20 protein-coding genes are annotated in these 25,764 nt (G+C 73.5%); 8 read left to right on the top strand and 12 right to left on the bottom strand.

The genetic code is table 11. From position 1 onward, the window contains the following. Positions 1–218: 218 nt before the first annotated feature. A complete protein-coding gene (locus GYH36_RS15285; RefSeq protein ID WP_162290288.1) occupies positions 219–2,132 on the top strand; it encodes a hypothetical protein in 1,914 nt (637 codons plus the stop codon). Positions 2,133–2,635: 503 nt separating this feature from the next. Here the strand turns inward: GYH36_RS15285 and GYH36_RS20480 are convergent. Together GYH36_RS20480 and GYH36_RS15295 are read right to left on the bottom strand one after the other, a co-directional pair. Beyond that, a complete protein-coding gene (locus GYH36_RS20480; protein ID WP_162290289.1) occupies positions 2,636–3,088 on the bottom strand; it encodes a restriction endonuclease in 453 nt (150 codons plus the stop codon). A gap of 125 nt (positions 3,089–3,213) precedes the next feature. Next, positions 3,214–4,248: a restriction endonuclease gene (locus tag GYH36_RS15295; protein WP_162290290.1), complete on the bottom strand. Its 1,035-nt coding sequence runs from the start codon at positions 4,246–4,248 to the stop codon at positions 3,214–3,216. 444 nt (positions 4,249–4,692) lie between these two features. Between GYH36_RS15295 and GYH36_RS15300 the strand changes: the two genes are divergently transcribed. Then, a complete protein-coding gene (locus GYH36_RS15300) occupies positions 4,693–5,949 on the top strand; it encodes an APC family permease (protein WP_312028666.1) in 1,257 nt (418 codons plus the stop codon). 9 nt (positions 5,950–5,958) lie between these two features. On the opposite strand, the gene GYH36_RS15305 is transcribed toward GYH36_RS15300, so the two are convergent. Continuing rightward, a complete protein-coding gene (locus GYH36_RS15305; RefSeq protein WP_162290291.1) occupies positions 5,959–6,864 on the bottom strand; it encodes an alpha/beta fold hydrolase in 906 nt (301 codons plus the stop codon). 62 nt (positions 6,865–6,926) lie between these two features. Between GYH36_RS15305 and GYH36_RS15310 the strand changes: the two genes are divergently transcribed. Continuing rightward, positions 6,927–7,481 carry a TetR/AcrR family transcriptional regulator gene (locus tag GYH36_RS15310; protein WP_162290292.1) on the top strand — a complete coding sequence of 185 codons (555 nt, stop codon included), beginning with the start codon at positions 6,927–6,929 and terminating at the stop codon, positions 7,479–7,481. A gap of 52 nt (positions 7,482–7,533) precedes the next feature. Here the strand turns inward: GYH36_RS15310 and aspA are convergent, their stop codons facing one another. From aspA to GYH36_RS15340, 6 genes are all read right to left on the bottom strand, one after another. Further along, positions 7,534–9,063: an aspartate ammonia-lyase gene (aspA, locus tag GYH36_RS15315; RefSeq protein WP_162290293.1), complete on the bottom strand. Its 1,530-nt coding sequence runs from the start codon at positions 9,061–9,063 to the stop codon at positions 7,534–7,536. 48 nt (positions 9,064–9,111) lie between these two features. Further along, complete coding sequence (locus GYH36_RS15320; RefSeq protein WP_162290294.1) at positions 9,112–10,704, bottom strand: glycoside hydrolase family 43 protein; 1,593 nt, start codon at positions 10,702–10,704, stop codon at positions 9,112–9,114. Then, positions 10,701–13,229 carry a beta-xylosidase/alpha-l-arabinosidase gene (locus GYH36_RS15325; RefSeq protein WP_376739832.1) on the bottom strand — a complete coding sequence of 843 codons (2,529 nt, stop codon included), beginning with the start codon at positions 13,227–13,229 and terminating at the stop codon, positions 10,701–10,703. Before GYH36_RS15325 ends, GYH36_RS15320 begins: the two co-directional genes overlap by 4 nt. 79 nt (positions 13,230–13,308) lie before the next feature. Beyond that, on the bottom strand, positions 13,309–14,202 hold the full coding sequence (locus GYH36_RS15330) for a carbohydrate ABC transporter permease (RefSeq protein WP_024841510.1): 894 nt from the start codon (positions 14,200–14,202) through the stop codon (positions 13,309–13,311). Further along, a complete protein-coding gene (locus GYH36_RS15335; protein WP_115943315.1) occupies positions 14,202–15,230 on the bottom strand; it encodes a carbohydrate ABC transporter permease in 1,029 nt (342 codons plus the stop codon). Before GYH36_RS15335 ends, GYH36_RS15330 begins: the two co-directional genes overlap by 1 nt. Positions 15,231–15,238: 8 nt before the next feature. Continuing rightward, positions 15,239–16,528, bottom strand: a complete 1,290-nt coding sequence (locus GYH36_RS15340; protein ID WP_162290295.1) for an extracellular solute-binding protein — start codon at positions 16,526–16,528, stop codon at positions 15,239–15,241. Positions 16,529–16,726: 198 nt separating this feature from the next. Between GYH36_RS15340 and GYH36_RS15345 the strand changes: the two genes are divergently transcribed. The 3 genes from GYH36_RS15345 (at position 16,727) to GYH36_RS15355 (ending at position 19,602) form a co-directional block, all read left to right on the top strand. Continuing rightward, positions 16,727–17,728, top strand: a complete 1,002-nt coding sequence (locus GYH36_RS15345) for a LacI family DNA-binding transcriptional regulator (RefSeq protein WP_024841513.1) — start codon at positions 16,727–16,729, stop codon at positions 17,726–17,728. A gap of 86 nt (positions 17,729–17,814) precedes the next feature. Continuing rightward, positions 17,815–18,234: an LbetaH domain-containing protein gene (locus GYH36_RS15350; RefSeq protein ID WP_024841514.1), complete on the top strand. Its 420-nt coding sequence runs from the start codon at positions 17,815–17,817 to the stop codon at positions 18,232–18,234. Between the two features lie 87 nt (positions 18,235–18,321). Continuing rightward, positions 18,322–19,602: a PrsW family intramembrane metalloprotease gene (locus GYH36_RS15355; protein ID WP_231492876.1), complete on the top strand. Its 1,281-nt coding sequence runs from the start codon at positions 18,322–18,324 to the stop codon at positions 19,600–19,602. Between the two features lie 31 nt (positions 19,603–19,633). Here the strand turns inward: GYH36_RS15355 and GYH36_RS15360 are convergent, their stop codons facing one another. Further along, complete coding sequence (locus GYH36_RS15360; RefSeq protein WP_024841516.1) at positions 19,634–20,248, bottom strand: helix-turn-helix domain-containing protein; 615 nt, start codon at positions 20,246–20,248, stop codon at positions 19,634–19,636. 86 nt (positions 20,249–20,334) lie between these two features. Between GYH36_RS15360 and GYH36_RS15365 the strand changes: the two genes are divergently transcribed. Beyond that, entirely contained in the window at positions 20,335–21,615 is a 1,281-nt protein-coding gene (locus tag GYH36_RS15365) for a benzoate/H(+) symporter BenE family transporter (RefSeq protein ID WP_162290296.1), read from the top strand. Here the strand turns inward: GYH36_RS15365 and GYH36_RS15370 are convergent. Then, a complete protein-coding gene (locus tag GYH36_RS15370) occupies positions 21,612–23,951 on the bottom strand; it encodes an LLM class flavin-dependent oxidoreductase (protein ID WP_162290297.1) in 2,340 nt (779 codons plus the stop codon). The genes GYH36_RS15365 and GYH36_RS15370 overlap by 4 nt on opposite strands. Further along, the gene (locus tag GYH36_RS15375; RefSeq protein WP_162290298.1) at positions 23,948–24,904 is read right to left on the bottom strand and encodes an LLM class flavin-dependent oxidoreductase; all 957 of its coding nucleotides are present in this window, start codon (positions 24,902–24,904) and stop codon (positions 23,948–23,950) included. The genes GYH36_RS15370 and GYH36_RS15375 overlap by 4 nt, the downstream gene beginning before the upstream one ends. Before the next feature lie 90 nt (positions 24,905–24,994). Here GYH36_RS15375 and GYH36_RS15380 point away from each other — a divergent pair, with 90 nt between their 5' ends. Then, positions 24,995–25,528 (top strand): MarR family winged helix-turn-helix transcriptional regulator, encoded by a 534-nt coding sequence (locus tag GYH36_RS15380; protein ID WP_024841520.1) that lies wholly within the window; start codon positions 24,995–24,997, stop codon positions 25,526–25,528. Positions 25,529–25,764 lie beyond the last annotated feature (236 nt).

The following is a 25,764-nucleotide window of genomic DNA, read 5'->3' on the forward strand; positions in this document are numbered from 1 at the left end:
CCCGGCGTCTGCTCCTTCGGCATGGCTCCATCCTCGTTTCCAAGGTCAGGAACCTCCAACAAACCCAGGGCGATTCAGCGCCCCGTTGATCCGCCGGTTCGTCGGAACCTGCGATCAGAGTAGGCATCCCGGTAGCTCTCGCAGGTGCACCATGGGCAGGGCTCGTCCAGCATGAGGACGATCGGGGTCGGACCAAACGGATGGGTTACGTACTTGCTATGATGATCGACTACAACCTCGGCGATCACTGGTCGCCCGACGACCCGGACTGGATCAAGTCGCTCACGTCTTCGCTCGATCGGGGCCACGGCACCAGTGCGGTCCTACCGCTCACGGTGATCGTGAGCGAGATCGCCGCGTGGGTGCAGCTTGCGAGCGGGCCCGACGCCTGGGCTCCTCGGCCGAATCGCGAGTCGCTGCAGCGGGACCTGGACGAGTCAACGGGCAAAGTCGGGCCGTCGCTTCGCACGTTCATCGCTGCGCCGCTCGCGGCGTTCGAGTCAGCCCTATCCCTGCTCGTCTCGAGCCCGAAGTCGATCCTCCAGCAGTCCCCCGGCACGCGTACGGATCCTGCCTGGGCCGACGTCTCGAGGACCGCGGCAGACCTCCTGATCGCGCTGAGAACCGATGAGGCCACGCGCGCCTGTTGGGACGACCTCGTCGCTGTCGCCCAGGACCAGACGCTCGCTGGCCGGGAGTACCGGCCGATCGCAGAGCTCTTGTTCGAGCAGATCCGGGCGCGCGGGCTCCAGGCAAGTACGGTGTTCGGGGAGCTGGTGTCGATCGTCGCCTTCGGGCGTGACGTCGGCGACGTTCCGCTCGGGGTGAGGGACACCCCGCTCGACCAGCGCCTTGCCCGAGCGCGTTCCCTTGTCGGGACAGCCGCGACCACGGAGCCGACGGTCGTGTGGCTCGGCTACAAGGGGCGCATCCATCAGCACCTCGAGGCGGGCCGGGTCTCCATCTACGACGCGCACTGGACGGTACCGAACGCCGAGCCCGGGCGCTTCGAATTCCCGCACAAGGCGGAACTGTGGGAACTGGTCCAGGACAGGCACACCTTTCAGGTGGCGAAGCTTGTCGACGAAGAGTCCGACGTCGACACCCTCGTCCGTGTCGATCTCGGCGTCACGACGCCAGCAGACGCGATCGAGCGGGCGACCGAGATCATCGCCGCGATCTGGAACATCTCCATCCACCGAACGGGCGGGATCTTGCCACAGCTCGCCCAGCACGCCGTGCTTCGCTCAGGCAAGCCTGCCAGTGTCGGGCACTACGCGGTACACAAGACGACGGGGTTCCCCAACGACACCTACGGTGCTGGCATCACCACTGAGGCGATCCAGCGCCACGCCCCGCGCATCGCTGAGGCGCTTGCACGTGAGGAGCTCCCTTCCTTCCTTGCCGCAGCGATCGAGGTGCAGACGACCGCCGACCGCCCGTTCAGCCGCGACATGGCACTGAGGCCGCCATCAGATGCCGACATCAGGGCAGTCATCCCTCTCTCGGACCGCGTCGTGCAGCATGTGGCGGCGCACGCCTCGATGGGGCCGAACGATCTGTTCGACTTGCTCGGGAAGCGGTGGGCGCACGTCCGTTGGCTGACCGACCTCCGTGTCGCGTCAGGGATGTGCCTAGTCGGAGGAGGTCATGACGATGCGCTTCGCACCGAGCTGACGAGAGAACTCTATTCGACACACCCGACGCAGCCCTGGGTCCTGCTGCTCGCGGACCGCGCGGTCGACTTCCTCTCGCTGTGCCGGCTCGAACACGAGCGTACGTGGGTCGCCCGGATGTTCGCGAGCATCAGCGACCCCGTCGTATACCGTGCACTCGCTGACACGTACGCCGTCGAAGGCGAGGTTCTCCAAGCACGCCGGCGGCGAGTTCGGAACGCGCTGGAGCATGGCAATCCCACGAACGTCGCCGTCGTGCGCTCGGTCCGTGAGTATGCCGAGTTCCTCGGAAGCACTGGGCTCCACCTCGCGCTCGAGTCCTTTGTCGATGGCACAGAGCCCGCGATCGAGCTCGCGAGGAGGACGGGGGAGTTCACAGCCATGGCGAGCGGACGAGATGCGGCGAGCTACTGGCGTGATCGCGTCGCGACGGAGGGCTGGCCGCTTCCCGAGTAGGTCCGGCTCGGTCGGCGCGTCACGGCACTTGCAGCCCGATGGAAGTGCGGAAGCTCGCGACCGTCGGGCCTCGAGACTCGAGCCGACCGCCGACTACGGCAGTACGGGACACGTCTCCGTCACCATCAGGTGGGAGATTCGCCTAGTCGAGAGCGCCCGGAGCAATGGAATTGGTGGCCTGAAGCACCGAGCCGCTGGCTACGCGTGTTCGTCGGATGAGCCATCGATGTCACTCAGCGCACCTGTCCTCACGAATGGCCACATATTCATCGTGCCCCGCGCCGGATTTACGGAGTCGAGGTGGCGCGCATCTGTAACGGAATCTAAATCTTCGCAATGATGGTCGAGCTCGCTTTTAAGAGAACGCAGAAGATCTCTGGTCCAGGTTGCGGCCACCAGCAGGTTGATCGAAAGGAAAACCACGGCGGAAGCAAGAAAGATCGCCCATATCGAGAGAGGCTGCTCCGAGCGCTCCAGAACTAAGGGCAGACCCGCGGGCACTGTCAGGAGAGAGCCGCAAGATAATCACCTCGGCGAACGACACGCACCTTCCTCCTGTTTCGAATCCGCCGCGCCCTAGCCGAGGCTTCAAGTTTTGCTGCCCACCGATTACAGGAGGCGACCCTACCAGCCTCGTCATATACGAAGAGCGCCATATGCAACTCCTCGGCACTGAGTCCGGCTTCGCGGGTATACCCTGACTTTGAGTAGAAGACCAGACTCAGATGACCCCTGCTTTCTCGAGCTCCTGCGAGCCGTTGGACGTCAGGTCTCCCAACTCGGGAGGCGGTTCGCTTCACCTGCGCGATCGCTGTCAAGGCGCGGACGTCGATGCCTCCGTCTGCTCCGGTTGGAGTGCGTACCGCATCCAGATAGCCCAGTCGCACCATGTGCCAAGCCGCAAACTCCTCCGCGACGATTGGATCGGATACGGGAATGCCAGGGCGCCACGTCACAGCCCGATGCTAGGGCTACCGTCCGACATGACCCTCAATGCCTGGTGGTCCCGCGCGAATCGTCGGCACGATTCCCGAAGGCCCTCGGTCTATTGGCCTCGTCGTGCCCAACGCCGGTGGTCCCGCTATTCCACGAGCATCCAGACCCGCTGTAGCGGGAGGCGAGACTGGACGTCGTCCGGGAGGCGGTCGTACACGCGCATGGCTGCGTCGACGACCTCGTCGGCGGTCCAGGCTCGGATCCTGAACTGCTGCTTGTAGACGGAGTCGCGAGCGGGCTTCGTCAGCCCGCCCCAAGCGACCAGGAGACCATGATCCGCATCCTGCTCGTGCACTACGCCGCTCAGATCTCGCACGACGCTGTCGGCGACCTGGCCACCCGATTTCACCTGAACCACGATCTTTGGTGACTCCATCCCGAGCACCCCCCGACCCGCGATGATGTCGATGCCTCGGTCCGCGCCGATCGCAGACTTACGGCAGGTGAACCCTTCCGCTTCGAGGATCGCCAGCACGAGTTGCTCTAGCCCGTCACCAACGAACTCTTCAGAGATGCGTGTCATGATGCGGTCCCGCGCCACTTGCACGATGTCCGTCTGCGTCTCAGGATCGTCGACCGAGTCGTCGCTCTGGCTTGGAGCCGCCGCGGCACCAGACTCAGTCGTCAGCTGCCCTGGGTCCGTTCCTGTCGCCAGGAGCGACTCGAGACGAGCCACGGCGTTGTGTCGTGAAGGTGCGAACACGGTGAGCACGCTGCCCAAGGTGTACAGCAAGTCCTGCTTGACCGCGCTGCGTGGGAGGTCGGTGACCTTCCAGTCCACACGCACGACGTGACGGCGATCCAGCTCCTCGTGTTCGAGGTACTCGTACCCGCTCGTCACCCATCCGAGGGCTATCGTGCCGTCCTTGGCAGGCAGCACCATCAAGTCGCCAGGGCTAATGCGATGCCGCAACGCGTGGAGCTGGCCGGTGTAGTTCGCGACTGTTCCCGGCTTCGCGTCCCCGAACACCTCGGCGACCAGTTCACCCACGTCGCCTCGCGTCTTGCACGGGGTTAGGTCGGGAAGCTCGTGCCAGCCGCCGCCGGAGAGGCCGTTGGCGATCGACCAGGCCTCTCTCTCGCCGTACTTACCCTCACGCACTACCCACGCCGTCGTCATTGCGCACCTCCGCGGACACCATGGCACAAGACCCGAACCACGTCCCGGACGACACCGCCCAAATCCTGTCGGCGGATAGCCGCCAGGTCGGTGGACCCCGACTTCGCCGATCGGCGGATCCCGTCACTCGACGCTGAGGATTCCGCCACGCTAGTGAGAATCCGGCTACGACACGCTACTGCGAATCCGCAGGTCACAGCACCGGACCTCCGACAGGTACCGCGAGAACCTACAGGAGGGGCGGGAGGCGTCGTCGCAGGGGGCCGGGAGTCCGGGTCGGTGCCTGAGAGGTGCACCGGCCGCGGACTGCTTCACGAGCCGGTGCCCCCTGCGGCGCCTCGGCCGCCCCCCACGATAGGAACCGCCCCGCGTCGCTCGCCACCGGGCACCGACCGCGCACGCCCCGGGCGCACCCGTCGCCGCTGGTGCTGGCACGCTGTGCGGGTGACCTCCACCGCGGACCAGCCCTCCCTCGCGCGCCGGCTCGGCACGACCGACGCCGTGGTCGTCGGGCTCGCGTCGATGGTCGGGGCAGGCGTGTTCTCCGCGTTCGCACCCGCCGCCGCGGCCGCGGGCACCGGCCTCCTCGTCGGGCTCGCCGTCGCGGCCGTCGTCGCGTACGCGAACGCGACGTCGTCGGCGCAGCTCGCGGCGCAGCACCCGACGTCGGGCGGCACGTACGTCTACGGGCGCGAGCACCTCGGGCCCTGGTGGGGCTACCTCGCCGGGTGGGGGTTCGTCGTCGGCAAGACGGCGAGCTGCGCGGCGATGGCGCTCGTGCTCGCCGCCTACGCGGCCCCGCCCGGGTGGGAGCGGCCCGTCGCCGCGACGGCGGTCGTGCTGCTCACGGCCGTGGGGTACCGCGGCGTGACCCGCACGGCCCGCCTCGCGCGCGGGATCGTCGCCGTCGCGCTCGTGGCGATCGCGACGGCCGTCGTCGCGAGCCTCGCGGGGACGACGCCGCGGTGGTCCGCCGTCCTCGACCCCGAGGGCGCGCACGGCGGCTGGTACGGCGTCCTCCAGGCCGCCGGGCTGCTGTTCTTCGCGTTCGCCGGGTACGCGCGCGTCGCGACGCTCGGCGAGGAGGTGCGCGACCCGCGCCGCACCATCCCGCGCGCGGTCGTGCTCTCGCTCGGGGCGGTCGTCGTGCTCTACGCCGTCGTGGCGGTCACGCTCCTCGCCGTGCTCGGGCCCGCGCGGCTCGCCGCGTCCGCCGCACCGCTCGCCGACGCCGTCGCCGCCGGGTCGTGGACGTGGGCCGGGCCGGTCGTGAGCGTCGGCGCGGTGGCCGCGAGCGCCGGCGCGCTCCTCGCGCTCCTCGCGGGGGTGAGCCGCACCGGGCTCGCGATGGCCCGCACGGGCGACCTGCCCGCGTGGCTCGCGGCGGTGCACCCCGTGCACCGGGGGCCGCACCGCGCCGAGCTCGCCGTCGGGGCGGTCGTGGTCGTGCTCGTGCTCACGACGGACCTGCGCGGCGCGATCGGGTTCTCGTCGTTCGGGGTGCTCGTGTACTACCTCGTGGCGAACCTCTCGGCGCTGCGCCAGAGCGCCCCGCACCGCCGGTACCCCCGCGCGCTGCAGGCGCTGGGCGCCGTCGGCTGCGTCGCGCTCGTCGTGACGCTCCCGCTCGCGAGCGTCGTGGCGGGCGCGGCCGTGCTCGCGGTCGGCGTCGCGCTGCGGGCCGTCCGCGTCCGGTCCTGACCGCGCACGTCACGCGGCGCGCCGGAACCAGTCCACCGTGAGCGCGGCGACGTCCGCGGGGGCGTCGTCGGTGATGAAGTGCGCGGCGTCGTCGACCCACGCGAGCTCGAGGCGGTCGGCGTAGCGGTCCGGGTCGGGGCAGATGCGGTGCATGAGCTCCTCGGTCGTGGGCAGGTCGCGGCGGCCGTAGACGACGAGGGTCGGCACGGTGAGCCGCCGCGTGCGGTAGGCGCCACGCATCATGCGCAGGGCCTCGGCCACGACCATGCGGCGCGTGAGCGGTCGCACCGCGGCGTCGATCTCGGTCCGGGCGAACGGTGCGAGGTGGGCGTCGACGGTCTCGCGCGACATCGGGCGGGCCGCGTACCGGGGCGAGAAGGTCCCGCGCAGCGACGCTCCCCGGCGGTGCCAGATCAGGTGCGGCAGGTGCTCGAACGCCGGGAGCAGCCTCGGGCTGAACCGGAAGAAGCCGGGCGGCACGGAGAGCTGCACGGCGGTGCGCACGCGCTCGGGGTGGTCGTAGGTGAGCTGCATCGCCGTGATGACGCCCATGTCGTGGGACACGAGGTGGGCGCGCTCGACCCCGAGCGCGTCGAGGAGGGCGAGCAGGTCGCGCAGGCGGGTCTCGCGGTCGATCCGCGGGTCGTCGGCGGTGGTCCAGCCCGCGCCGCGCAGGTCCGGGCACAGGACGCGGTAGCCGGCGGCCGCGACGGCGGGCGCGACCGCGTGCCACTGCCACCAGTGCTCGGGGAACCCGTGCAGCATGACGACGGGGTCCCCCGTGCCGATGCTCGCGACGTGGGTGCGCAGGCCGGGCGTCTCGACGAGGTCGTGGGCGAAGCCAGGAGCCTCAGGAAGCGGGGGCGACCAGCCCTCGACGTGGCCGGGGCGGGTGGTGGGCTGCGGCGTAGTCATGGCGACTCCTTCGTGCGACCGGACTACTATGTTCATAGTAGACCTGCCGAGAGAGGGAGTCCATGGCCGCGGCCACACGGGAACGAGCGCTCGACGCGGCGGTGGAGGTGCTCGGCAGAGACGGGGTGCGCGCGCTGAGCCACGCCCGGGTCGACCGGCGCGCCGGTCTCCCCCCGGGGTCGACGTCGAACTGGTTCCGCACGCGCCGCGCCCTGCTCGCCGGGGTCGGCGACTGGATCGCCGAGCGCGAGCGTGCCGACTTCGACCCGGGGTCGATGCCGGAGATCACCGGAGTCGACGCGCTGGTCGACGGCCTGTGCGCCATGACCGAGGCGCAGGCGGGGCCGTACGCCACGCGGACCCGGGCGCGCTACGCGCTCTTCCTCGAGCTCTCCGGCGACCCCGAGCTCGGCGAGCCCCTGCGGCAGCAGCGCCGCGCGTTCGAGCGCTGGACCGAGCGGATCGTCGCCGACGCCGGCGTCCCCGACCCCGTGCCGGCGACCCGCGCCCTCATGGCGCTGTGCGACGGGCTGCTCCTGCACCGCCTCACCGTCGACCCGGGCCTCGACCTCCGCCCACCGATCGACCGTGCGGTGCACGACCTCGCGCGGTCGTGAGCACGTTCGTGAGCACGGGCCTGAGCGGGATCGTGCGGGCTCTCGGCGGCCGTCAGCCCTCGGGTTCCGGGTCGGACGGCGCGCCCGTCGCGTCGTCCGACTCGACGACGCGCGAGGACTCGCCCTCCTCGCCGCGCGGCGGCAGGCCGCGCTCGTCCGGGTCGTAGTAGCGGCCGGTGTAGCGGGGGCGCAGGAAGTTCTCGGTCGTCAGCACGGCGTCGACCTCCTCGGCCGTGAGCAGGCCGCGCGCGACGACGACGTCGCGCACCGACCTCCCGGTCCGGGCCGCCTCCGCGCCCACGAGGTCGCCGTTGCGGTGGCCGATGATCTCGTTGAGGTAGGTGACGATCCCGATCGAGTCGAGCACGTGCCGGCGGCACACCTCGACGTTCGCGGTGATGCCGGTGACGCACGTGGTGCGCAGCGCGACGCACGCCTGCGTGAGCAGGTGCAGGGACTCGAACATGGCCTGCGCGAGCACCGGCTCCATGACGTTGAGCTGGAGCTGCCCCGCCTCGGCGGCGTGGGTGATGGTCACGTCGTTGCCCATGACCTTGAAGCACACCTGGTTGACGACCTCGGGGATCACGGGGTTGACCTTGGCGGGCATGATCGACGACCCGGCCTGGAGCTCGGGAAGGTTGATCTCGCCGAGCCCCGCGCGCGGGCCGGACGAGAGCAGGCGCAGGTCGTTGCAGATCTTGGACAGCTTCGCGGCGAGGCGCTTGAGCGCCGAGTGCACCGCGAGGTACGCCCCGTTGTCGTACGTCGCCTCGACGAGGTTCTCCGCCGGCACGGTCGGCAGGCCGCTCACCTCGGCGAGGCGGCGGGTCGCGACCTTGGGGTAGCCGGGCGGGGTGTTGAGGCCGGTGCCGATCGCGGTCGCGCCGAGGTTGACCTCGAGCAGGAGGTCGCTCGCGACCTGGAGCCGGCGGTCCTCCTCGCCGACGTTCACGGCGAAGCCCGCGAACTCCTGGCCGAGGCTCATGGGCACGGCGTCCTGGAGCTGGGTGCGGCCCATCTTCAGCACGTCCGCGAACTCGGACGCCTTCTCGTCGAACGCGCGCTCCAGGCGCCGCACCTCGTCCTGGAGGCGGCCCACGAGCTCGTGCACCGCGAGGCGCAGCCCCGTCGGGTAGGCGTCGTTGGTCGACTGCGAGCGGTTGACGTGGTCGTTCGGGTTGATGACGTCGTAGCGGCCCTTGGCGAAGCCCGCGAGCTCGAGCGCGAGGTTGGCGACGACCTCGTTGGTGTTCATGTTGACGCTCGTGCCCGCGCCGCCCTGGAACACGTCCACGGGGAACTGGTCGAGGCACCGGCCGTGCACGAGGATCTCGTCGCACGCGGCGACGATGGCGTCGGCGACGTCGCGCTGGATCGTGCGCAGCTCGCGGTTCGCCAGCGCGGACGCCTTCTTGACCATGACCATCCCGCGGACCATCTCCGGGACGTCGCTGATCGTCGTCCCGGAGATGCGGAAGTTCTCGACGGCGCGAACCGTGTGGATGCCGTAGTAGGCGTCCGCGGGGACCTCCTTCGACCCCAGGAGATCCACCTCGGTCCGCGTCCGTTCGCTCGACATGCCCCGACGGTATCCCCGTCCGTCGGGCCCGCACGCGCGGAGGGCGGGTCAGCCCACCGGCTCGTAGGCGAACCGGTCCACGCGCACGACGGACGACGTCGGGCGGCCCTCGCTCGTGGCGTGCACGCCGAGCCACAGCCCGAGGAACCCGCCCGCGGCGGCGCTGTCGAGCGTGCGGCCGTCCACGGTCGCGAGCGTGCCGACCGGTCCGCCGGGCTCGCCGCCCGCCGGACCGGCGACGAGGGCGTAGTCCTGGCCGCGCACGCGCAGCCCGAGCGTCACCGGGTCCCCGGGCGCCGCGTCGAGCGTCGCCGTGCCGACGACCTCGTCGGAGCCGCCGCGCCGGTGCACGGCGACGACGCGCCGCGACCCGCCCGGGCCGCCGTCCACGAGGAGCCGCACGTGGTCGTCCTCGGACTGCCGCACGACGACGCCCGCCCGCTCCCCCTCGACCTGCGGCACGCGCAACGTGACGGTCACGTCGACGTCGCGGTGCTGCTGGCGCACCCCGAGGAACGCGGGCGCGCCCGGCTCGGCGAGCGTCGTCGGGCGCGCCGCGAGGTCCCAGCCCTCGCCGGCGGGCGTCGCGACGTCGCGCGGCAGGGCGCGCACGCCGGACCACCGCGGGTCGTCCGGGCCGACCACGCCGCTCGCCCCGCCCTGGACCGCCGTCCGGGGCGCCGCGACCGCGAACGGGACCTCGACGGCGTCGGGCACGCGGCCCTCCCCGGGGGCGAGGACCGGCCAGCCGTCCTCCCACACCACGGGCACGAGGAACGTCTCGCGGCCGAGCGGGTAGTGGTAGCCGCCGTAGGTCCGCATGGCGAGCAGCACGGCCCACCACGACCCGTCGGGTGCCTCGACGAGGTCGGCGTGCCCCACGCCGACGACGTCCACGCCGCGCCCGAGGTGGCGGTGCGTGAGGACGGGGTTGGCCTTGTTCCCCTCGTACGGCCCGGTCACGGACGACGCGCGCGCGACCGACACCGCGTGGTGGAAGTCCGTGCCGCCCTCGGCCGCGAGCAGGTAGTACGTGCCGTCGACCTTGTACAGGTGCGGGCCCTCGGCCCACACGGCGCCGCGCACGGCCCCCGTCCACACGACGTGCTCCGGACCCACGAGCGTGCACGTCGCGGGGTCGAGCTCGCGCACCCACACCTCGGTCTGGTGGAACCACTCCGGCTCGGGCGCGAGGCGCGTGCCGTGCAGCCACACGCGGCCGTCGTCGTCGAAGAAGATCGACGGGTCGATCCCCGCGACGCGCGCCCCCTCCTCGTCGCGCAGCCACACGGGGTCGGACCACGGGCCGGCCGGGTCCGTCGCCGTCATGACGAAGTTGCCGCCACGCGCGTCGTCGTCCGGGTCCACGAGCGTGCACACGAGCCAGAACGTGCCGTCGTGGTGGCGCAGCGTCGGGGCGAACAGACCGCCCGACGAGCGGATGCCGTCGTAGTCGAGCTGCCCCGACCGGTCGACGACGTCGCCCACGTGCTCCCACGTCGCGAGGTCGCGGCTGCGCAGCACCGGCAGCCCCGGCAGGTACTCGAACGTGGAGGTGACGAGGTAGAAGTCGTCGCCCACACGGCAGATCGACGGGTCGGGGAAGCAGCCCGGCAGGACCGGGTTCTCGACCCGCGTCACGCGCGCTCCCCCGCGTCGGCGAGCGCGGAGACCTCGACGGCGACGATCCGCTCGTCCGCGGCGCCCACCTCGTGCACGGGCCCCGTGACGGCGAGCGTCGCGCGCGGCGTCGCCGCGCCGGGAACGACCCGGCGCTGCGCGGGCGCGGACTCGTTGACGATCGCGCCGCCCGTCGTCGACCCGAGGTCGTCCGTGGCGGGCGCGGCGTCCACCGCGCCCGCGTGCGCGCCGACCCAGACCTGCACGTCGCCCGGCTCGACCACGCGCACGAGGCGGCGGTCGGTGAACGCGAGGCGCGTCGTCGGGACGCGGAACGTCACGCGCCGCGACTCGCCCGGGGCGAGCTCGACGCGCGCGTACCCGAGGAGCTGGGCGACGGGCCGCGGCACGGAGCCGGCGACGTCGCGCGCGTAGAGCTGCACGACGTCCGTCCCCGCGACGTCGCCCGTGTTCGTCACGGTGACCGCCGCGGCGAACGTCCCGCCCGCGGCCACGCCCGCGTCGACCTCGAGGTCCGCGTACGCGAACCGCGTGTACGACAGGCCGAACCCGAACGGGCGCACGGGCGTCGGGTCGGCCGACGTGACGTCGGACGGACCGCCGAGCACCGGCTGCAGGTAGGAGTACGGCTGCGCACCGGCCGCGCGCGGGAGCGTCACGGGCAGGCGGCCCGAGGGGTTGACCGCGCCGAGGAGCACGTCCGCGACCGCGCGGCCGCCCTCCTCGCCCGGGAAGAAGCCCTGCAGGACGGCGGCGGGCCGGGCCGGCGCGGCGCCGTCCTCGATCGCCCAGCCGATCGCGTACGGGCGGCCCGTGAGGAGCACGAGGACCACGGGCGTGCCCGTCGCGACGACCTCCTCGACGAGGCGCCGCTGCACCCCGGGGAGCTCGAGCGACTCGACGTCGTTGCCCTCGCCCACGGTGCCGCGGCCGAACAGGCCCGCCTCGTCGCCCACGACGACGACCGCGACGTCCGCGCCCCGCGCGGCGTCGACCGCCGCGGGGATGCCCGAGACGTCGTCGCCGTCGACCGCGCACCCGACCGCGTGCGTGACCTCGGTGCCCGCGCCGGCGAGCGCGTCGCGCAGCGACTCCAGCACCGTGGGCAGCTCGATGCCCGCCGGGGTGCCCGGGTGGTGCGCGAGCACGTGGTTGACGAACGAGTAGCAGCCCATGAGCGCCTCGGACGAGTCCGCGTTGGGCCCGACGACGGCGATCCGCCGCGGGGCGCCCGCCGCGCCGTCCGCGCGGGGCCGCACGAGCGGGAGGACGCCGTCGTTCGCGAGCAGCACGAGCGACTCCTGCGCCAGGCGGCGGGCCGTGGCGCGCTGGCGCGGGGTGTCGAGGTCGATCCGCGCGGGCGGCTCGTCGGCGTACGCGTCCGGGTCGAGCAGCCCGAGCTCCTCCTTCTGGCCGAGCAGGCGCAGCACCGCGCGGTCGACCCACGCCTCGTCGAGCGCGCCCGAGCGCACGCGCTCGGCGAGCGGCTCGAGGTACGCGTCGCCCGTGGGCAGCTCGACGTCGAGCCCGGCCTGCAGGGCCTGGGCGGCGGCCTCGCCGCGGTCCGCCGCGACGCGCTGCATGACCTCGAGGAACGCGACGCCGAAGTAGTCCGCGACGACGACGCCGTCGAAGCCCCACCGCTCGCGCAGCACCTCGGTGAGGTACTCCTCGCTCGCGTGCAGCGGGATGCCGTCGATGTCGACGTACGACGCCATGACCGACCGGGCGCCGCCGTCGCGCACGGCCATCTCGAACGGCGGGAGGTAGACGTCCGCGACCTCGCGCGGGCCTGCGCTCACGGGCGCGTGGTTGCGGCCCGCGTGCGAGCCGGAGTACGCGACGAAGTGCTTGAGCGTCGCGTGCACGCCCGCGTCCTGCAGGCCGCGCACGTACGCGGTGCCGACCGTCCCCACGAGGTACGGGTCCTCGCCGACGCACTCGTCGACGCGGCCCCAGCGCGGGTCGCGCACCACGTCGAGCACGGGCGCGAGGCCCTGGTGCACGCCGAGCGCGCGCATCGACTCCCCGACCTCGCGCGCCATCTCCTCGACGAGCTCCGGGTCGAACGACGCGCCCCACGCGAGCGGCGTCGGGTACGTCGCGGCCTGCCACGCGGCGAGCCCGGTGAGGCACTCCTCGTGCACGATCGCGGGGATCCCGAGGCGCGTCTCGCGCTGCAGCCGGCGCTGCTCCGCCCACAGCCACGCCGCGCGCTCCGCCGGGTCCACGGGCCGCGTGCCGTAGACGCGCGTGTAGTGCCCCATCCCGTGCCGCGTGATCTCGGCGAGCCTGCCGCCGTCCTGCTGGCCCGCCGTCATCTCCGACTGCATCGGCGCGACGGTGCCGTTCTGGTCGAGCCAGTAGCCGACGAGCTGCGCGAGCTTCTCCTCGAGGGTCATGCGGGCGTGGAGCGCGCGCACGCGCTCCGAGACCGTGGGCTGCTGCGGCGGGACGACGCGCGGCGCGCGCGCCTCGGGGGCGCCGGTGGGTGCCGTCGGGACGGCAGGGACGACGTCGGTCACGGGACCGTTCTCCTTCGATGGGTGGCCCTGCCCCGCGCGCGGGGCGCGGGGCAGGGCGGGTGCGCGGACGGGCGGGCGGTCAGCCCTTCACGGCCCCGGTGAGGCCGCCGACGATGCGCCGCTCGAACAGCGAGAAGAAGACGAGCGCGGGGATCATCGACAGGGACGTGAAGGCGAGCACGCGGGCCGTGTCCACCGAGTACTGCGACGCGAACGCCTGCACGCCCAGCGGGAGCGTGTACGACGTCTCGTCGTTGAGGATGAAGAGCGGGAGCATGTAGCTGTTCCAGCTCGCGACGAACGCGAGGATCCCCACGGTGATGACGCCCGGCAGGGACAGCGGCACGACCATGCGGAAGAAGAAGCCGAGCCGGCTCGCGCCGTCGATGGACGCCGCCTCCTCGATCTCGCGCGGGATCGCGCGCAGGAACGGCACGAGGATGATCACGGTCGTCGGGAGGGCGAACGCGATCTGCGGGAGCACGAGCCCGCCGACCGTGTTCATGAGGCCGAGCGTGCGGATCATGATGTACAGCGGCGTGATCGCGACCGTCATGGGGAACATGAGGCCCGCGGCGAACAGCGCGTACAGCGCGCCACGGCCCGCGAACGAGTACCGCGCGATGACGTAGCTCGCCATGAGTCCGAGCACGACGACGCCGAGCGTCGTCAGGAGCGCCGCGACGACCGAGTTCCCGAGCTGCTGCCAGAACAGCGAGCTCGTCATGACCTCGACGTAGTTGACGACCTGCCACGGGTCGGGCAGTCCCGACGGGTCGGCGGTGATCTGCGCGTTCGTGCGGAACCCGCCGATCACGATGTACGCGATCGGGGCGAGGCACACGCCCACGAGGAGCCACGCGACGACGTACGTGAGCGGCCCGCCCCGGCCGATGCCGGAGCCGCGCGGCTCCTTGGGGGCCTTGACGCCGGGTGCGCGCTCGGGTGCGGGTGCGGCGGTGACGGTGGCCATCACTTCTTCCCTTCCGTGATCGCGCCCTCGGTGTCGCGGCGCAGGACGTACCGCTGGTACACGAGCGCCACCGCGAGGGAGATGAGGAACAGCACGACCGCCACGGCGGACCCGAACCCGTAGTTCCCCGCGTTGCGGCCGTTCGCGACCATGTACGTCGCCATGGTCGACGTGCCGGCCGTCGAGGCCACGTACTGGCCCCAGATGATGTAGACGAGGTCGAACAGCTGCAGCGAGCCGATGATCGACAGGAACGCCCAGATGCGGACCGTCGGCCCGAGCAGCGGGAGCGTGACGTAGCGCTGCGTCTTCCAGTACGAGGCGCCGTCGATCGCGGCCGCCTCGCCCAGCTCGTCCGGGATGCCCTGGAGCCCCGCGAGGAAGAGGATCACGGCGAAGCCGATGTACTTCCACGTGATGATGAGCATCAGGGTCCAGATCGCGACGTCCGGGTCCGCGAGCCAGTCGACCGCGAGGAACCCGAGGCCGATCTTCTCCAGCAGGTCGTTCACGGCGCCGGTCGTCGAGAGCATGAGGCTGAAGCCCGTGCCGACGATCACCTCGGACACCACGTACGGCACGAACACCAGCACGCGGACGATCGAGCGCCCGCGGATGCGCCGGTTGAGCATGAGCGCGACGACCACGGCGATCGGGCCCTGGAGCACGAGCGACATCACGAGGATGAACCCGTTGTGCCGCAGCGCCGCGAGGAACTCGGGGTCGCGGAAGATCGTCAGGTAGTTCTCGAGCCCGACGAAGTCCGTCGGCGGGCCGAAGCCCTTCCACTTGAAGAACCCGTAGTACGCCGCCATCACCACGGGGACGATGACGAACGCGAGGAAGACGACGAGCGCGGGCCCGGTGAGCACCGCGATCTCCGCGCGCTGGGCCCAGCGGCCGCGGCGCGGCCGGCGGGCCGGCGCCGCGGCGGCCGGGGGCGGCCCCTGCACGGCGCCGGCGCCGCCCCCGGCCCGGTCCTCGGGCGTCGTCGTGATCGGCGAGGTCTCGCCCTGGGACACGCTCATGGCTGTGGTTACTCCTTGGCCGCGGCGGCGTTCGTCGTGTCGACGATGTCCTGCGGGGTGCCCTTGCCGGCGAGCATGTTGACCACCGACGTGTTGAGCGCGTTGCCGACGTTCTGCCCGAACAGCGTGTCCAGCCAGACCGTGACGTACGGCGCCTCGTTGTAAGCCTCCAGCACGGAGACGAGCGCGGGCTCGGTCACGACGCCCTGGGCCTCCTTGCTCGCGGGGAGCGTGTGGAACGCCGTCGCGTACGCCTCCTGCGACTCCTTCGTCATGATGAAGTTGAGGAACTCGCCGCACTCCGCGGGGGCCTGGGCCGAGCACGAGAAGCCGTCGACGCCGCCCATCATCGCGCCGGGCTCGCCGTCACCGCCCTCGACCTCCGGGAACGGGAACCACTGCAGGTCGGGCAGCGGCTTCTCGTCCGGGGTGAGGGACGCGATCTGACCGGGGTTCCACGCGCCCATGAGCTCCATCGCCGCCTGGTGGTTGGCCATCATGCCTGCGGACGAGCCCGCGCCCTGCTGGGCCGAGGTGGTGAGGAAGCCCTGGTTGAACGGCTCCGTCTCGGCGAAGGCCTGGAGGTCCTCTCCGGCCGCGAGCCAGCACGGGTCGTCGAAGCTGCGCGAGGCGGCCGCCTCGTTGATGGTGTCCTGGGAGCACTCGCGCAGGGCGAAGAAGTAGTACCAGTGCGCGGCGGGCCACGCGTCCTTCGCGCCGAGCGCGATGGGCGCGATGCCGGCCGCCTTGAGCTGGTCGACGACGCCCTCGAGCTCGCCGATCGTCGTGGGCGGGGCGCTCACGCCGGCCTGTTCGAACAGGTCCTCGCTGTAGTACATGCCGCCGGGCAGGATCGCGACCGGCATGCCGTAGACCTTGCCGTCGACGGTGAACGCACTCATCCCCGCTTCGCCCACCGCCTCCCTCGTCGCGTCGTCGATCGCGTCGGTGAGGTCCTGCGCCTGACCCGCCTCGACGACGTCGGCCAGCTTGCCGCCGCCGCGCGCCATGAAGATGTCGGGCGCGTCGCCCGAGTTGAGGGCGGTCTGGAGCTTGCCGTCCATGTCCTCGTTCTGGATGGCCTGGATGTCGATCGTGACGCCGGGGTTCGCCTCCTCGAACGCCGCGACCGTCTCCTCCCAGTACGCCTTGCCCTCACCGGTGGTGGAGTTGTGCCAGAACGTCATCGAGACCGAGCCGTCCTCCGAGCCGGAGTCGCCGCCGCCTCCGCAGGCCGTGAGCACGAGGGTGCTCGCCATCGCGACGGCGGACACCGCCAGGAGCTTCCGAGACTTCATCGTTCCGTCCTCTTCGTCGAGTCGCAGGGGCGCGCGCTGCTGGAGCGCGCCGGGCCGCCTCCGCGTCGGGGCCGCCGAAAACGACTCTGGCAGTCGCGGCGGAGTCGTGTCAATCGATATCGATAACGTTTTACAAACGATGGCCGCCACGCCTCGTCGCGGCCGTGCGTCGCCACCACCAGGGGCTACTGTCTCCCCATGCGCTCCACGGGAAGAGTGACGATCGGCGACGTCGCGCGCGCCGCCGGCGTCTCCGTCGCGACCGTCTCCAAGGTCATCAACGGCCGCTACGGGGTCGCGCCCGAGACCTCGCGCCACGTCCAGGAGGTCATCGGCCGCCTCGGCTACGAGTCGTCGATCGTCGCGCGCAGCCTGCGCAGCCGCCGCACCAACGTCATCGGCATCCTCGTCGCCGAGTTCGAGCCCTTCTCGACCGAGCTCCTCAAGGGCATCTCCGAGGCCGTCGACGGCACCGGGTACGAGCTGCTCGCCTACTCCGGCGGGCTGCGCCGCGACGACCGCGTCGGCTGGGAGCAGCGCTACCTCTCCCGGCTCGGCGGCACCCTCATCGACGGCGCGATCCTCGTGACGCCGACCGTCGTCGCGCCCGACACCGCGATCCCCGTCGTCGCCGTCGACCCCCACCGCGGCCCGTCCGGCCCGCCCACCGTGGACTCCGACAACCTCGAGGGGGCGCGCGCCGCGACCGCGCACCTCCTGGCCCTCGGCCACCGCCGGATCGGCTTCCTCGGCGGCCGCCCCGACCTCGAGTCCGCGCGGCTGCGCGAGCAGGGGTACCGCGAGGCGCTCGCGGAGGCGGGCGTCCCGTTCGACCCCGAGCTCGTGCGCGTCGGCGGCTACCGGCCCGACCTCGCGGACTCCCCCGCGCACGAGCTCCTCTCGCTGCCCGAGCGCCCCACCGCGGTCTTCGCCGCGAACGACCTCTCCGCGATCCGCACCATGGAGGTCGCGGCGGAGCTCGGCCTGCGCGTGCCCGACGACGTCTCGGTCGTCGGCTTCGACAACGTGCCCGAGTCGGCGCTCACCACCCCGCCCCTGACGACCGTCGACCAGCCGATCCACCGCATGGGCGCCGAGGCGCTGCGCCTCGTGATCGAGCTCGTCGAGGGCACGGCGCGCGAGACGCACGTGCGCCTCCCCACGACCCTCGTCGTGCGCGGCACCACGCGCGCCGCCTGAGGCGTGGCCTGCGCCGCGTCGGAATCCTGGGGGCCTCCGCGACGTTATGTCAGCAGAATCCTGCCGACAGACCTTGAGGAGGTCACATGGCCCGCCTCGCCCGCCGCGTCCAGGTCGAGAACGACTACGGCGAGATCATGCACTACGTGCGTCACACCGGCGGCGGCCTCGTGTCGCCGCACGCCCGCGTGCCCGAGTCCGTCCCCGTGGGCACGGGCACCTACGTCGAGAAGGGGGCCGTCGTCGGCCCGGGCTGCCGGCTCGGGAACGGCAGCTGGGTCGACCACGACGTGGTCCTCGGCCGCGACGTGCGCATCGGCGACAACGTCCGCCTCGCGCCGGAGACCCGTGTGGGCGACCGCGCCCGCGTGGGCAGCGGCGCACGCGTCGGGCGGCGCGTGCTCGTCGAGCCCGGCGCCGTCGTCCCGGCCGACGAGATCGTGCCCGACGACGCGACCGTCCGCCGCCGCGGCGGGCTCCGCACGGGCTACGACGTCGCGGCGTAGCCACCCCGCGCGGGGCCGACCCCCGCGCGCCGCCGCACCCGGGCAGCGCCTTTCCCGGTGCCGCCCGGGTGCGTAGCCTTGGCGCCCGTGACCTTCCCGCCGAGCGGCCCCGTCCCCCCGCCCCACCGGCAGCAGCCGCACCCGCCGCACCCCGGCGCGGCCGCGGTGCCGCTCGACCCGCGCGCCGTCCTGGAGGGCCGGCCCCCGGGCCGCGCGCGCGTCGGGGTCATCGTCACGATCGCCGTAGCGAGCCTGTGCCTGCTCGTCGGCCTCGTCCTCGCGGCCCTGTCCGGGGTCGGGACGTTCACCGTCGGGCTCCTGCTCGCGCTCGTCCCCCTGGGGATCTGGGTCCCGGTCGTCCTCGCGCTCGACCGCCTGGAGCCGGAGCCGCCGAGCGCGCTCGTCGTCGCGTTCCTCTGGGGCGCCGGCATCGCGACGCTCGTCGCGGGCGTGCTCAACACGCTCGGCCTCGAGCTGCTCACCGCGCCGCTCTTCGGCGAGGAGGTCGGCTGGTACGTCGTCGCGTCGTTCGGGGCGCCGTTCGTCGAGGAGATCCTCAAGGGCGCCGTGCTGTTCGGGATGCTCTGGTTCCACCGGCACGAGATCGACGGCTGGACGGACGGCGTCATCTACGCGGCGATGGTCGCGCTCGGCTTCGCGGCCGTCGAGAACGTCACGTACTTCATCATGGCCGCGCAGGACGGCACGCTCGGCCCCACGTTCGTGCTGCGCGCGCTCGTCACGCCCCTGCTGCACCCTCTGTGCACGGCGCTCACCGGTCTCGGCGTCGCGAGCGCGGCCACGAGCCCGCCCGGCCCGCGCCGCGTCCTCGCGCCGCTCGGCGGCCTCGTCGCGGCGATCGCGCTCCACATGCTGTGGAACGCGTCGACCGGGTTCGGCCCGCTCGCGCTCGGCGTCGCCTACCTCGCGGGGCTCGGCGTGCTCGTCACGCTCGTCGTCGTGCTCGTGCGCGACCGACGCCGCACCGTCGCGACGATCCAGCGCCAGCTCGTGCCCTACGTGCCGACCGGCCTCGTCACGCCCGCGGACCTCGCGATGCTCTCGACGCTCGCGGCGCGACGCCAGGCGCGCGACTGGGCACGGCGCACGAGCGGCGCCGGGGCCGCGCACGCGATGCGCGACTACCAGCAGGCGGCCACCGAGCTCGCGCTCCTGCACGACCGCGTCGCGCGGGGCGCCGTCGAGGCGTGGCGGGTCGAGGGCCAGCGCCGCGCGCTGCTCGACCTTATGCTCGCGGCCCGGCGCGCGTTCCTCGTCCGGACGCCGCACCCCGCGCCCGCGCCGTGGTCGCCCGGCGCGCCGTCCGGGTTCACCACCGACGCCTGGGTCCCCGACCTGCGGCGCTGACGCGGACTCGGCGCGGGCCCGGTCCCGGTGACTACGCGTCGCGCGACGGGGTGCGGATGACGAGGACCGCGTCCACGGGGGCGCCGTCGAGCGCGCGGTAGGAGTGGTCGGCGTCCGACACCCACCGGAGCTCGTCGCCCTCCTGGACCACCGCCTCGGCGCCGTGCCGCCCCGCGCGCAGGCGGCCGCGCGTGATGAGCAGGTGCTCGACGACGCCCGGCCCGTGCGGCGGCGAGGTGCGGTCCGCGTGGGGTTCGAGGTGGAGGTGGTAGACCTCGACGGCCGTGCCGTCCGGCAGGTGGTGGGCGTCGAGCAGGCGTGCCGTCACGCCCTCGGAGGAGACCTCGGAGCCGGCACGCTCGGCGAGCAGCGTCGCGAGGGGGACGCCGAGAGCGCCGGCGAGCGCGTACAGGGTGGCGAGCGTCGGGTTGCGCGCGCCGTGCTCGATCTCGGAGAGCGAGCCCTTGCCGATGCCCGCGGCCGCCGCGAGGGCCGACAGCGACAGCCCGCGCTCGGCGCGCAGCGCCCGGATCTGGGCCGCGACCGCGGCGAGGTTGTCGCCGCCCGGGCGCTCGGCCGCGCCGCGGGGGACCGCCGCGGCGTCCCCCTGCGACCGTGCACCCGCACGCCCCGCCCCGTCGCTCACGAGCCGCAGCCTACCCGCGCACGGTGCTCGCGGCGCCTGGTAGCGTTCCGTTCACGGAACGCTCGCCTCGCCGCACCAGGAGCAGCATGGACCCCGCACCGGACCGCCTGCGCCCCGTCCTCGCCGGGCTCGTCACCGCGCTCGTGGGCTTCACGAGCTCGTTCGCCGTCGTGCTCGCGGGGCTGCGCGCCGTCGGGGCGACGCCCGACCAGGCCGCGTCCGGGCTCCTCGCGCTGTGCGTCACGCAGGGCGCCGGCATCCTGTGGCTCACGTGGCGGCACCGCACGCCGCTCACGCTCGCGTGGTCGACGCCCGGCGCCGCGCTCCTCGTGAGCACCGGCGCCGTCACGGGTGGCTGGCCCGCCGCGGTGGGCGCGTTCTGCGTCGTCGGCGCACTCGTCCTGCTCACCGCGCTGTGGCCGCGCCTCGGCGACCTCGTCGCCGCGATCCCCGCGCCGATCGCCCAGGCGATGCTCGCGGGCGTCCTCCTCACGCTGTGCCTCGCGCCCGTCCGGTCGCTCGTCGCGACGCCGCTCCTCGTGGCGCCCGTCGTGCTCACGTGGCTCGTGCTGCTGCGCGTCGCGCCGCGCTGGGCGGCACCGGCCGCGCTCGCCGTGACGCTGGCCGTCGTCGGGTACGAGGCCGTGGACGGCGGCACGCTCGCCTGGTCCGACGCCGTCCCGCGCCTCGACCTCACGACCCCCGCCCTCTCGTGGCAGGCCGTCGTCGGGCTCGCCGTGCCGCTCTACGTCGTGACGATGGCGTCGCAGAACGTCCCGGGCGTCGCGGTCATGGCCTCGTTCGGCTACCGCGTCCCGTGGCGCGAGGCGATGACCGTCACCGGTCTCGCGACGCTCGCGGGCGCGACCGCCGGCGGGCACGCGATCAACCTCGCCGCGATCTCGGCCGCCCTCGCCGCAGGTCCCGAGGCGCACCCCGACCCGCGCCGCCGCTGGGTCGCCGCGCACACCGCCGGGTGGGCGTACCTCGTGCTCGCCGTCGGCTCCGCGGGGCTCGCCGCGCTCGTCGCCGCGGCGCCCGCCGGGCTCGTCGAGGCCGCGGCCGGGCTCGCGCTCGTCGGCACGCTCGGGGCGGCGGTCGCGGGGGCGGTCGCCGAGCCGCGCGGGCGCGAGGCCGCCGTCGTCACGTTCCTCGTCGCCGCGAGCGGCACCGTCGTCGCCGGGGTCGGCGCCGCGTTCTGGGCGATCCTCGCGGGGCTCGCCGTGCACGCGGTCCTCACGGTGCGTCGTCGTCCGGCCGGGGCGCCGTCCGAGCCGGCGAGAGAACCGGCCGCGCCGCCGCCCCTTCCGACGACGACGCCGCACCCCGAGCCGTCACCCCGCGAGGAGACGTCGGCCCGGCCCTAACGGACGGCCGCCTCCGCGTCGACCGGGTCCGGTCCGAGGACCGGGAGGTTGTCGCGGAACACGTTCGCCGGGTCGACCCGGCGCTTGATCTCGCGCAGCCGGTCGAGCGTCGCGGGCGGGAACGCGTCGGCGAGGCGCGCCGCGTGCGTCTCGGGGCGCCGGTCGGTGTCGAAGCTCAGGTACATGCCGTCGAACACGTCCGCGAGCGCGTCCCACCGCGCGTCGAGCCGCGACCGGCTCGCGCCCATCGCGACGACCGAGAAGCGCGCCGACCGGTGCGCGTACGCCGTCGCGTCCGCAGGGACGTCCTCCGCCGCGCCGCCCGTGGAGCGGATCTGGAAAAAGTACGTGTCCCCGCTCAGGACGAGGCCCGCGAGCCGGGCCGCCGCCTCGGGCGTGAGGTGCTCCAGCAGGCCCGAGCGCGACACGGGCTCGCCCTGGCCGCCGTGCGACCCGGGCTGGGGCGCGGAGACGACGGCGTCGTACGGCACGATCTGCGCGGTCGCCTGCGCGAGCAGCGGGGCGATCGCCGCGAACGGCTGCAGCCGCGCGAGGACCGTGTCCGGGTCGTCCGAGTCGACCATCGTCATCGACTGCGCGACGACCGGCTGCCCCGGGCGCGGGCGCCCGACGAGGAGGAAGCTCGTCGTGTCGCGCGGCGCCGCCTCGACCGTCGCGCCCCAGCGCTCGAGGAACCCCGCGAGGTCGGACGCGTCGTGCACCATCTGCGCGAACCCCACGCCCGCGACCTCGTCCGCGACGAGGTCGAACGACGTGACGATCCCGACCTGCGAGCCCGCGCCGCGGACGGCCCAGAACAGGTCCGGGTTCTCGTCGTCGCTCGCGCGCACGACCGACCCGTCGGCGAGGACCAGCTCGACCGCGCGCACGTGGTCGATCGTCAGGCCGTGGGCACGGCCGAGGAACCCGATGCCGCCCGCGGTCGCGAGGCCGCCCACGCCGACGCCCCCGTAGTCGCCGGACGTGATCGCCCAGCCGCGCGGCGAGAGCGCGGCCGCGACCTCGCCCCAGCGCGCGCCCGGACCGACGCGCACGAGGCGCGCGGCGTCGTCGAGCACCTCGATCGTGTCGAGCGCGCCGAGGTCGACGACGACGCCGCCGTCGTTCGTCGACCGCCCGCTGATGCCGTGGCCGCCCGAGCGCACCGACAGCGGCACGTCGCGGGTGATGGCCTGGGCGCGCGCGAACGCGAGCGCCTCGACGACCTCCGCGGTGTCGCGGGGCCGCAGCACGAGCCCCGGGGACCCGCCGCGCAGGTAGTTCGAGCGCACGCCCGCGTACGCGGCGTCGCCGGGCTCGACCGCGTGCTCTGCGAGCGTGGACGGGATCTCGTCGTAGGCGATGCCGTCGCGGCGCGCGGCCCGGACGGCGAGCGGCACGACGCGCGACGTGTCCGTCCCGCGCGCGGCGCGCTCGTGCGCGACCTGCTCGCGGAGCGCGGGGACGACCTCCTCGGCGAACCGGCGCGTGGTGCGCTCGTCGTCGGTCGCGAGGACGAGCGTCGAGACGCCCTCGTCGAGCACGAGCGGCAGCAGGCGGTCGACCCACGCCGCGGGTGCGCCGTGCAGGTCGGGCGCCCCGCCGAGGCCGTTCGCGCCGTCGGCGTCGTCGAACGTGCCGGAGACGTTGAGCAGGCGCGTGATCTCGCGCGGGTCGCGCCCCGCGGCGGTCGCCGCGGCGTCGATGCGCGCGTTGCCCGCGCGCAGGCCGTCGAGGCCGACGCGTCCGAGCGAGGGCAGCCACCCGTCGGCCTTCTCCCCCACGAGCCGCAGCATGCGCGGCCCGAGCGCGCCGAGCCACACGGGGATGCGGCGCGTCGTGCCCGGCCCGGGCGTCGCGCCGTCGAGGCGGTGGTGGCGCCCGGGGACGAACAGCTCGCTCTCGCCGTCCTCGCCCCAGATCGCGCGGATCACCTCGATCGCCTCGGCCAGCGCGTCGACCGACTCGCCCGGGGTGAGGCGGTCGACGCCCATCGAGACCATGGCGTCCCAGAACGCCCCGGCGCCGAGCGCGAGGTCGACGCGACCGCCCGAGAGCAGGTCGAGGCTCGCCGCGGCGCGCGCGAGCACGGCCGGCGGTCGCATCGGCACGTTGGCGACGTCGGGCGCGACGTGGATGCGCTCCGTCGCGGACGCGACGTACGACAGCAGCGTCCACGTGTCGAGGAAGCGCGGCTGGTACGGGTGGTCCTGGAACGTCACGAGGTCGTAGCCGAGGTCCTCGGCGAGGCGCGCGAGCCCGACCGTCGCCTCCGGGTCCTGCGCCGAGGGCGTGACGAACGTGCCGAACCGGAGCGGGTGGCCGTAGTCGGTCATGCGCGCACCTCGCCGTCCGCCGTCGCGCCGTCCGGACCCGCCGGTGCCGGCGCGGGGACCCCGCGCGCGGCCGCGACGAGCTCGCGCGCCGCGGGCGCGACCTCCTGGCCCACGACGGCGAGCGTCGTCGGGTCGTCGCCCATGACGACGTACGTGGACACGCCGTGCTCGAGCGTGACCTCGGCGATCTGCTCGGCCCACTGGCGCGGCGAGCCCCGGAGGAATCCCCCGCCGCCGTCGGCGCTGAAGCCGCTGCCCACGTTGAGCAGACGTCGCACCGCGCGCGGGTCGCGGCCCGCGTCCTCGGCGGCCGCGTCGATCGTCGCGTTGCCCCGCGCGAGGGCCTCGAAGCTCTGGAGGTACGGCAGGGACGGGAGCCAGCCGTCGGCCTTCGCGCCGACGAGGCGCAGCATGCGCGGCTTGAGCGCGCCGACCCAGATCTCGACGTCGTGCGCGGGCGCGGGACCGCGCTTGGCGCCGTCGACGTGGTGGTGCGCACCGCCCGCGACGAGACGCTCGCGCGTCGACGTGTCCCACAGACCCCGGATCACGTCGATGCCCTCGGAGAGGGCGTCGACCGACTCGCCGGGCGTGAGGCGCTCGCCGCCCATCGCGACGATCGGGTCCCAGAAGCCGCCCGCGCCGAGACCGAGCTCGACGCGCCCGCCGGAGAGGCGGTCGAGGCTCGCGACGGACCGCGCGAGCACGGCCGGCGGGCGCAGCGGCAGGTTGAGCACGTTGCCCGCGAGCCGGATGCGCTCGGTGCGTGCGGCGACCCAGGACAGGAGCGTCCACGTGTCGAGGAACGCCGCCTGGTAGGGGTGGTCCTGGAACGTCACGAGGTCGAGGCCGACCTCCTCGGAGAGCTCGGCCAGCGCGACCACCTGGTGGGGCGCCGCGGCCGACGGCGTGACGAAGGACCCGAAGCGCAGGTCGTGACCGTAGTCGGGCATGGCTCCTCGCGATCTCAGAATGCGTTGTCTGACAGAACGTATCGGTAACAGATAGATGGTGCAACAGCATTCCCGCGGTAGGCTGGGCCGATGAGCACGAGCACGACGACCGCCACGACGCGCCCGACCGAGCTCCCCGGCCGCCTGGAGGACCTGGGCTGGCACCTGGGCGTCCTCCTGCGCGCGTACCGTGCGACGGTCGAGCACGCGCTGGAGGACGTCCCCCACGGCGCGCGGGGTTACCAGGTGCTCGTCACCGTCGCGCAGGGCGACCACCCCACCCAGCTCGCGCTCGCCGAGCACCACGGCATCGACCGGACCGTCATGACCTACCTCGTCGACGACCTCGTCGCCGCAGGACTCGTCGAGCGGCAGCAGAACCCCGCCGACCGCCGGGCCCGACGCGTCGTCGCGACGCCCGCGGGCCGCCGTCGGCTCGGCGCCTGGGCCGGCGCCGTGCACGACGCCGAGGAGGAGATGCTCGGCATGCTCGCGCCCGACGAGCGCGCCCTCTTCCGCACCCTCATGCGTCGCGTCGCGTGCGGCGTGCGCGACGTCGACGCCGGTACCGACCCCTGCACCGTCGCCGAGCACACCCTCGGCAGCACCCCGACGCCCAGCTAGGCCCGGCGCCGGAGCGTACCCAGGGCGAGCCGACGCCGGACGGCGCGCCTACCCGGGCAAGCGACGCCCGAGGCGAGCCGACGCCGGAGGGGCGGGTGGTGCCGCGTCGTGGCGGTCCCGCCCGGGCGAGCGACACCCGAGGCGAGCCGGCACGGGGAGGGGCGGGTGGTGGTGCCGCGTCGTGGCGGGCCTGGCGGGAGCCGCGAGGAACGAGCGGCGGATGGTCGACGCGGCAC

Source organism: Cellulosimicrobium composti, assembly GCF_010287905.1.
GTDB lineage: Bacteria > Actinomycetota > Actinomycetes > Actinomycetales > Cellulomonadaceae > Cellulosimicrobium > Cellulosimicrobium composti.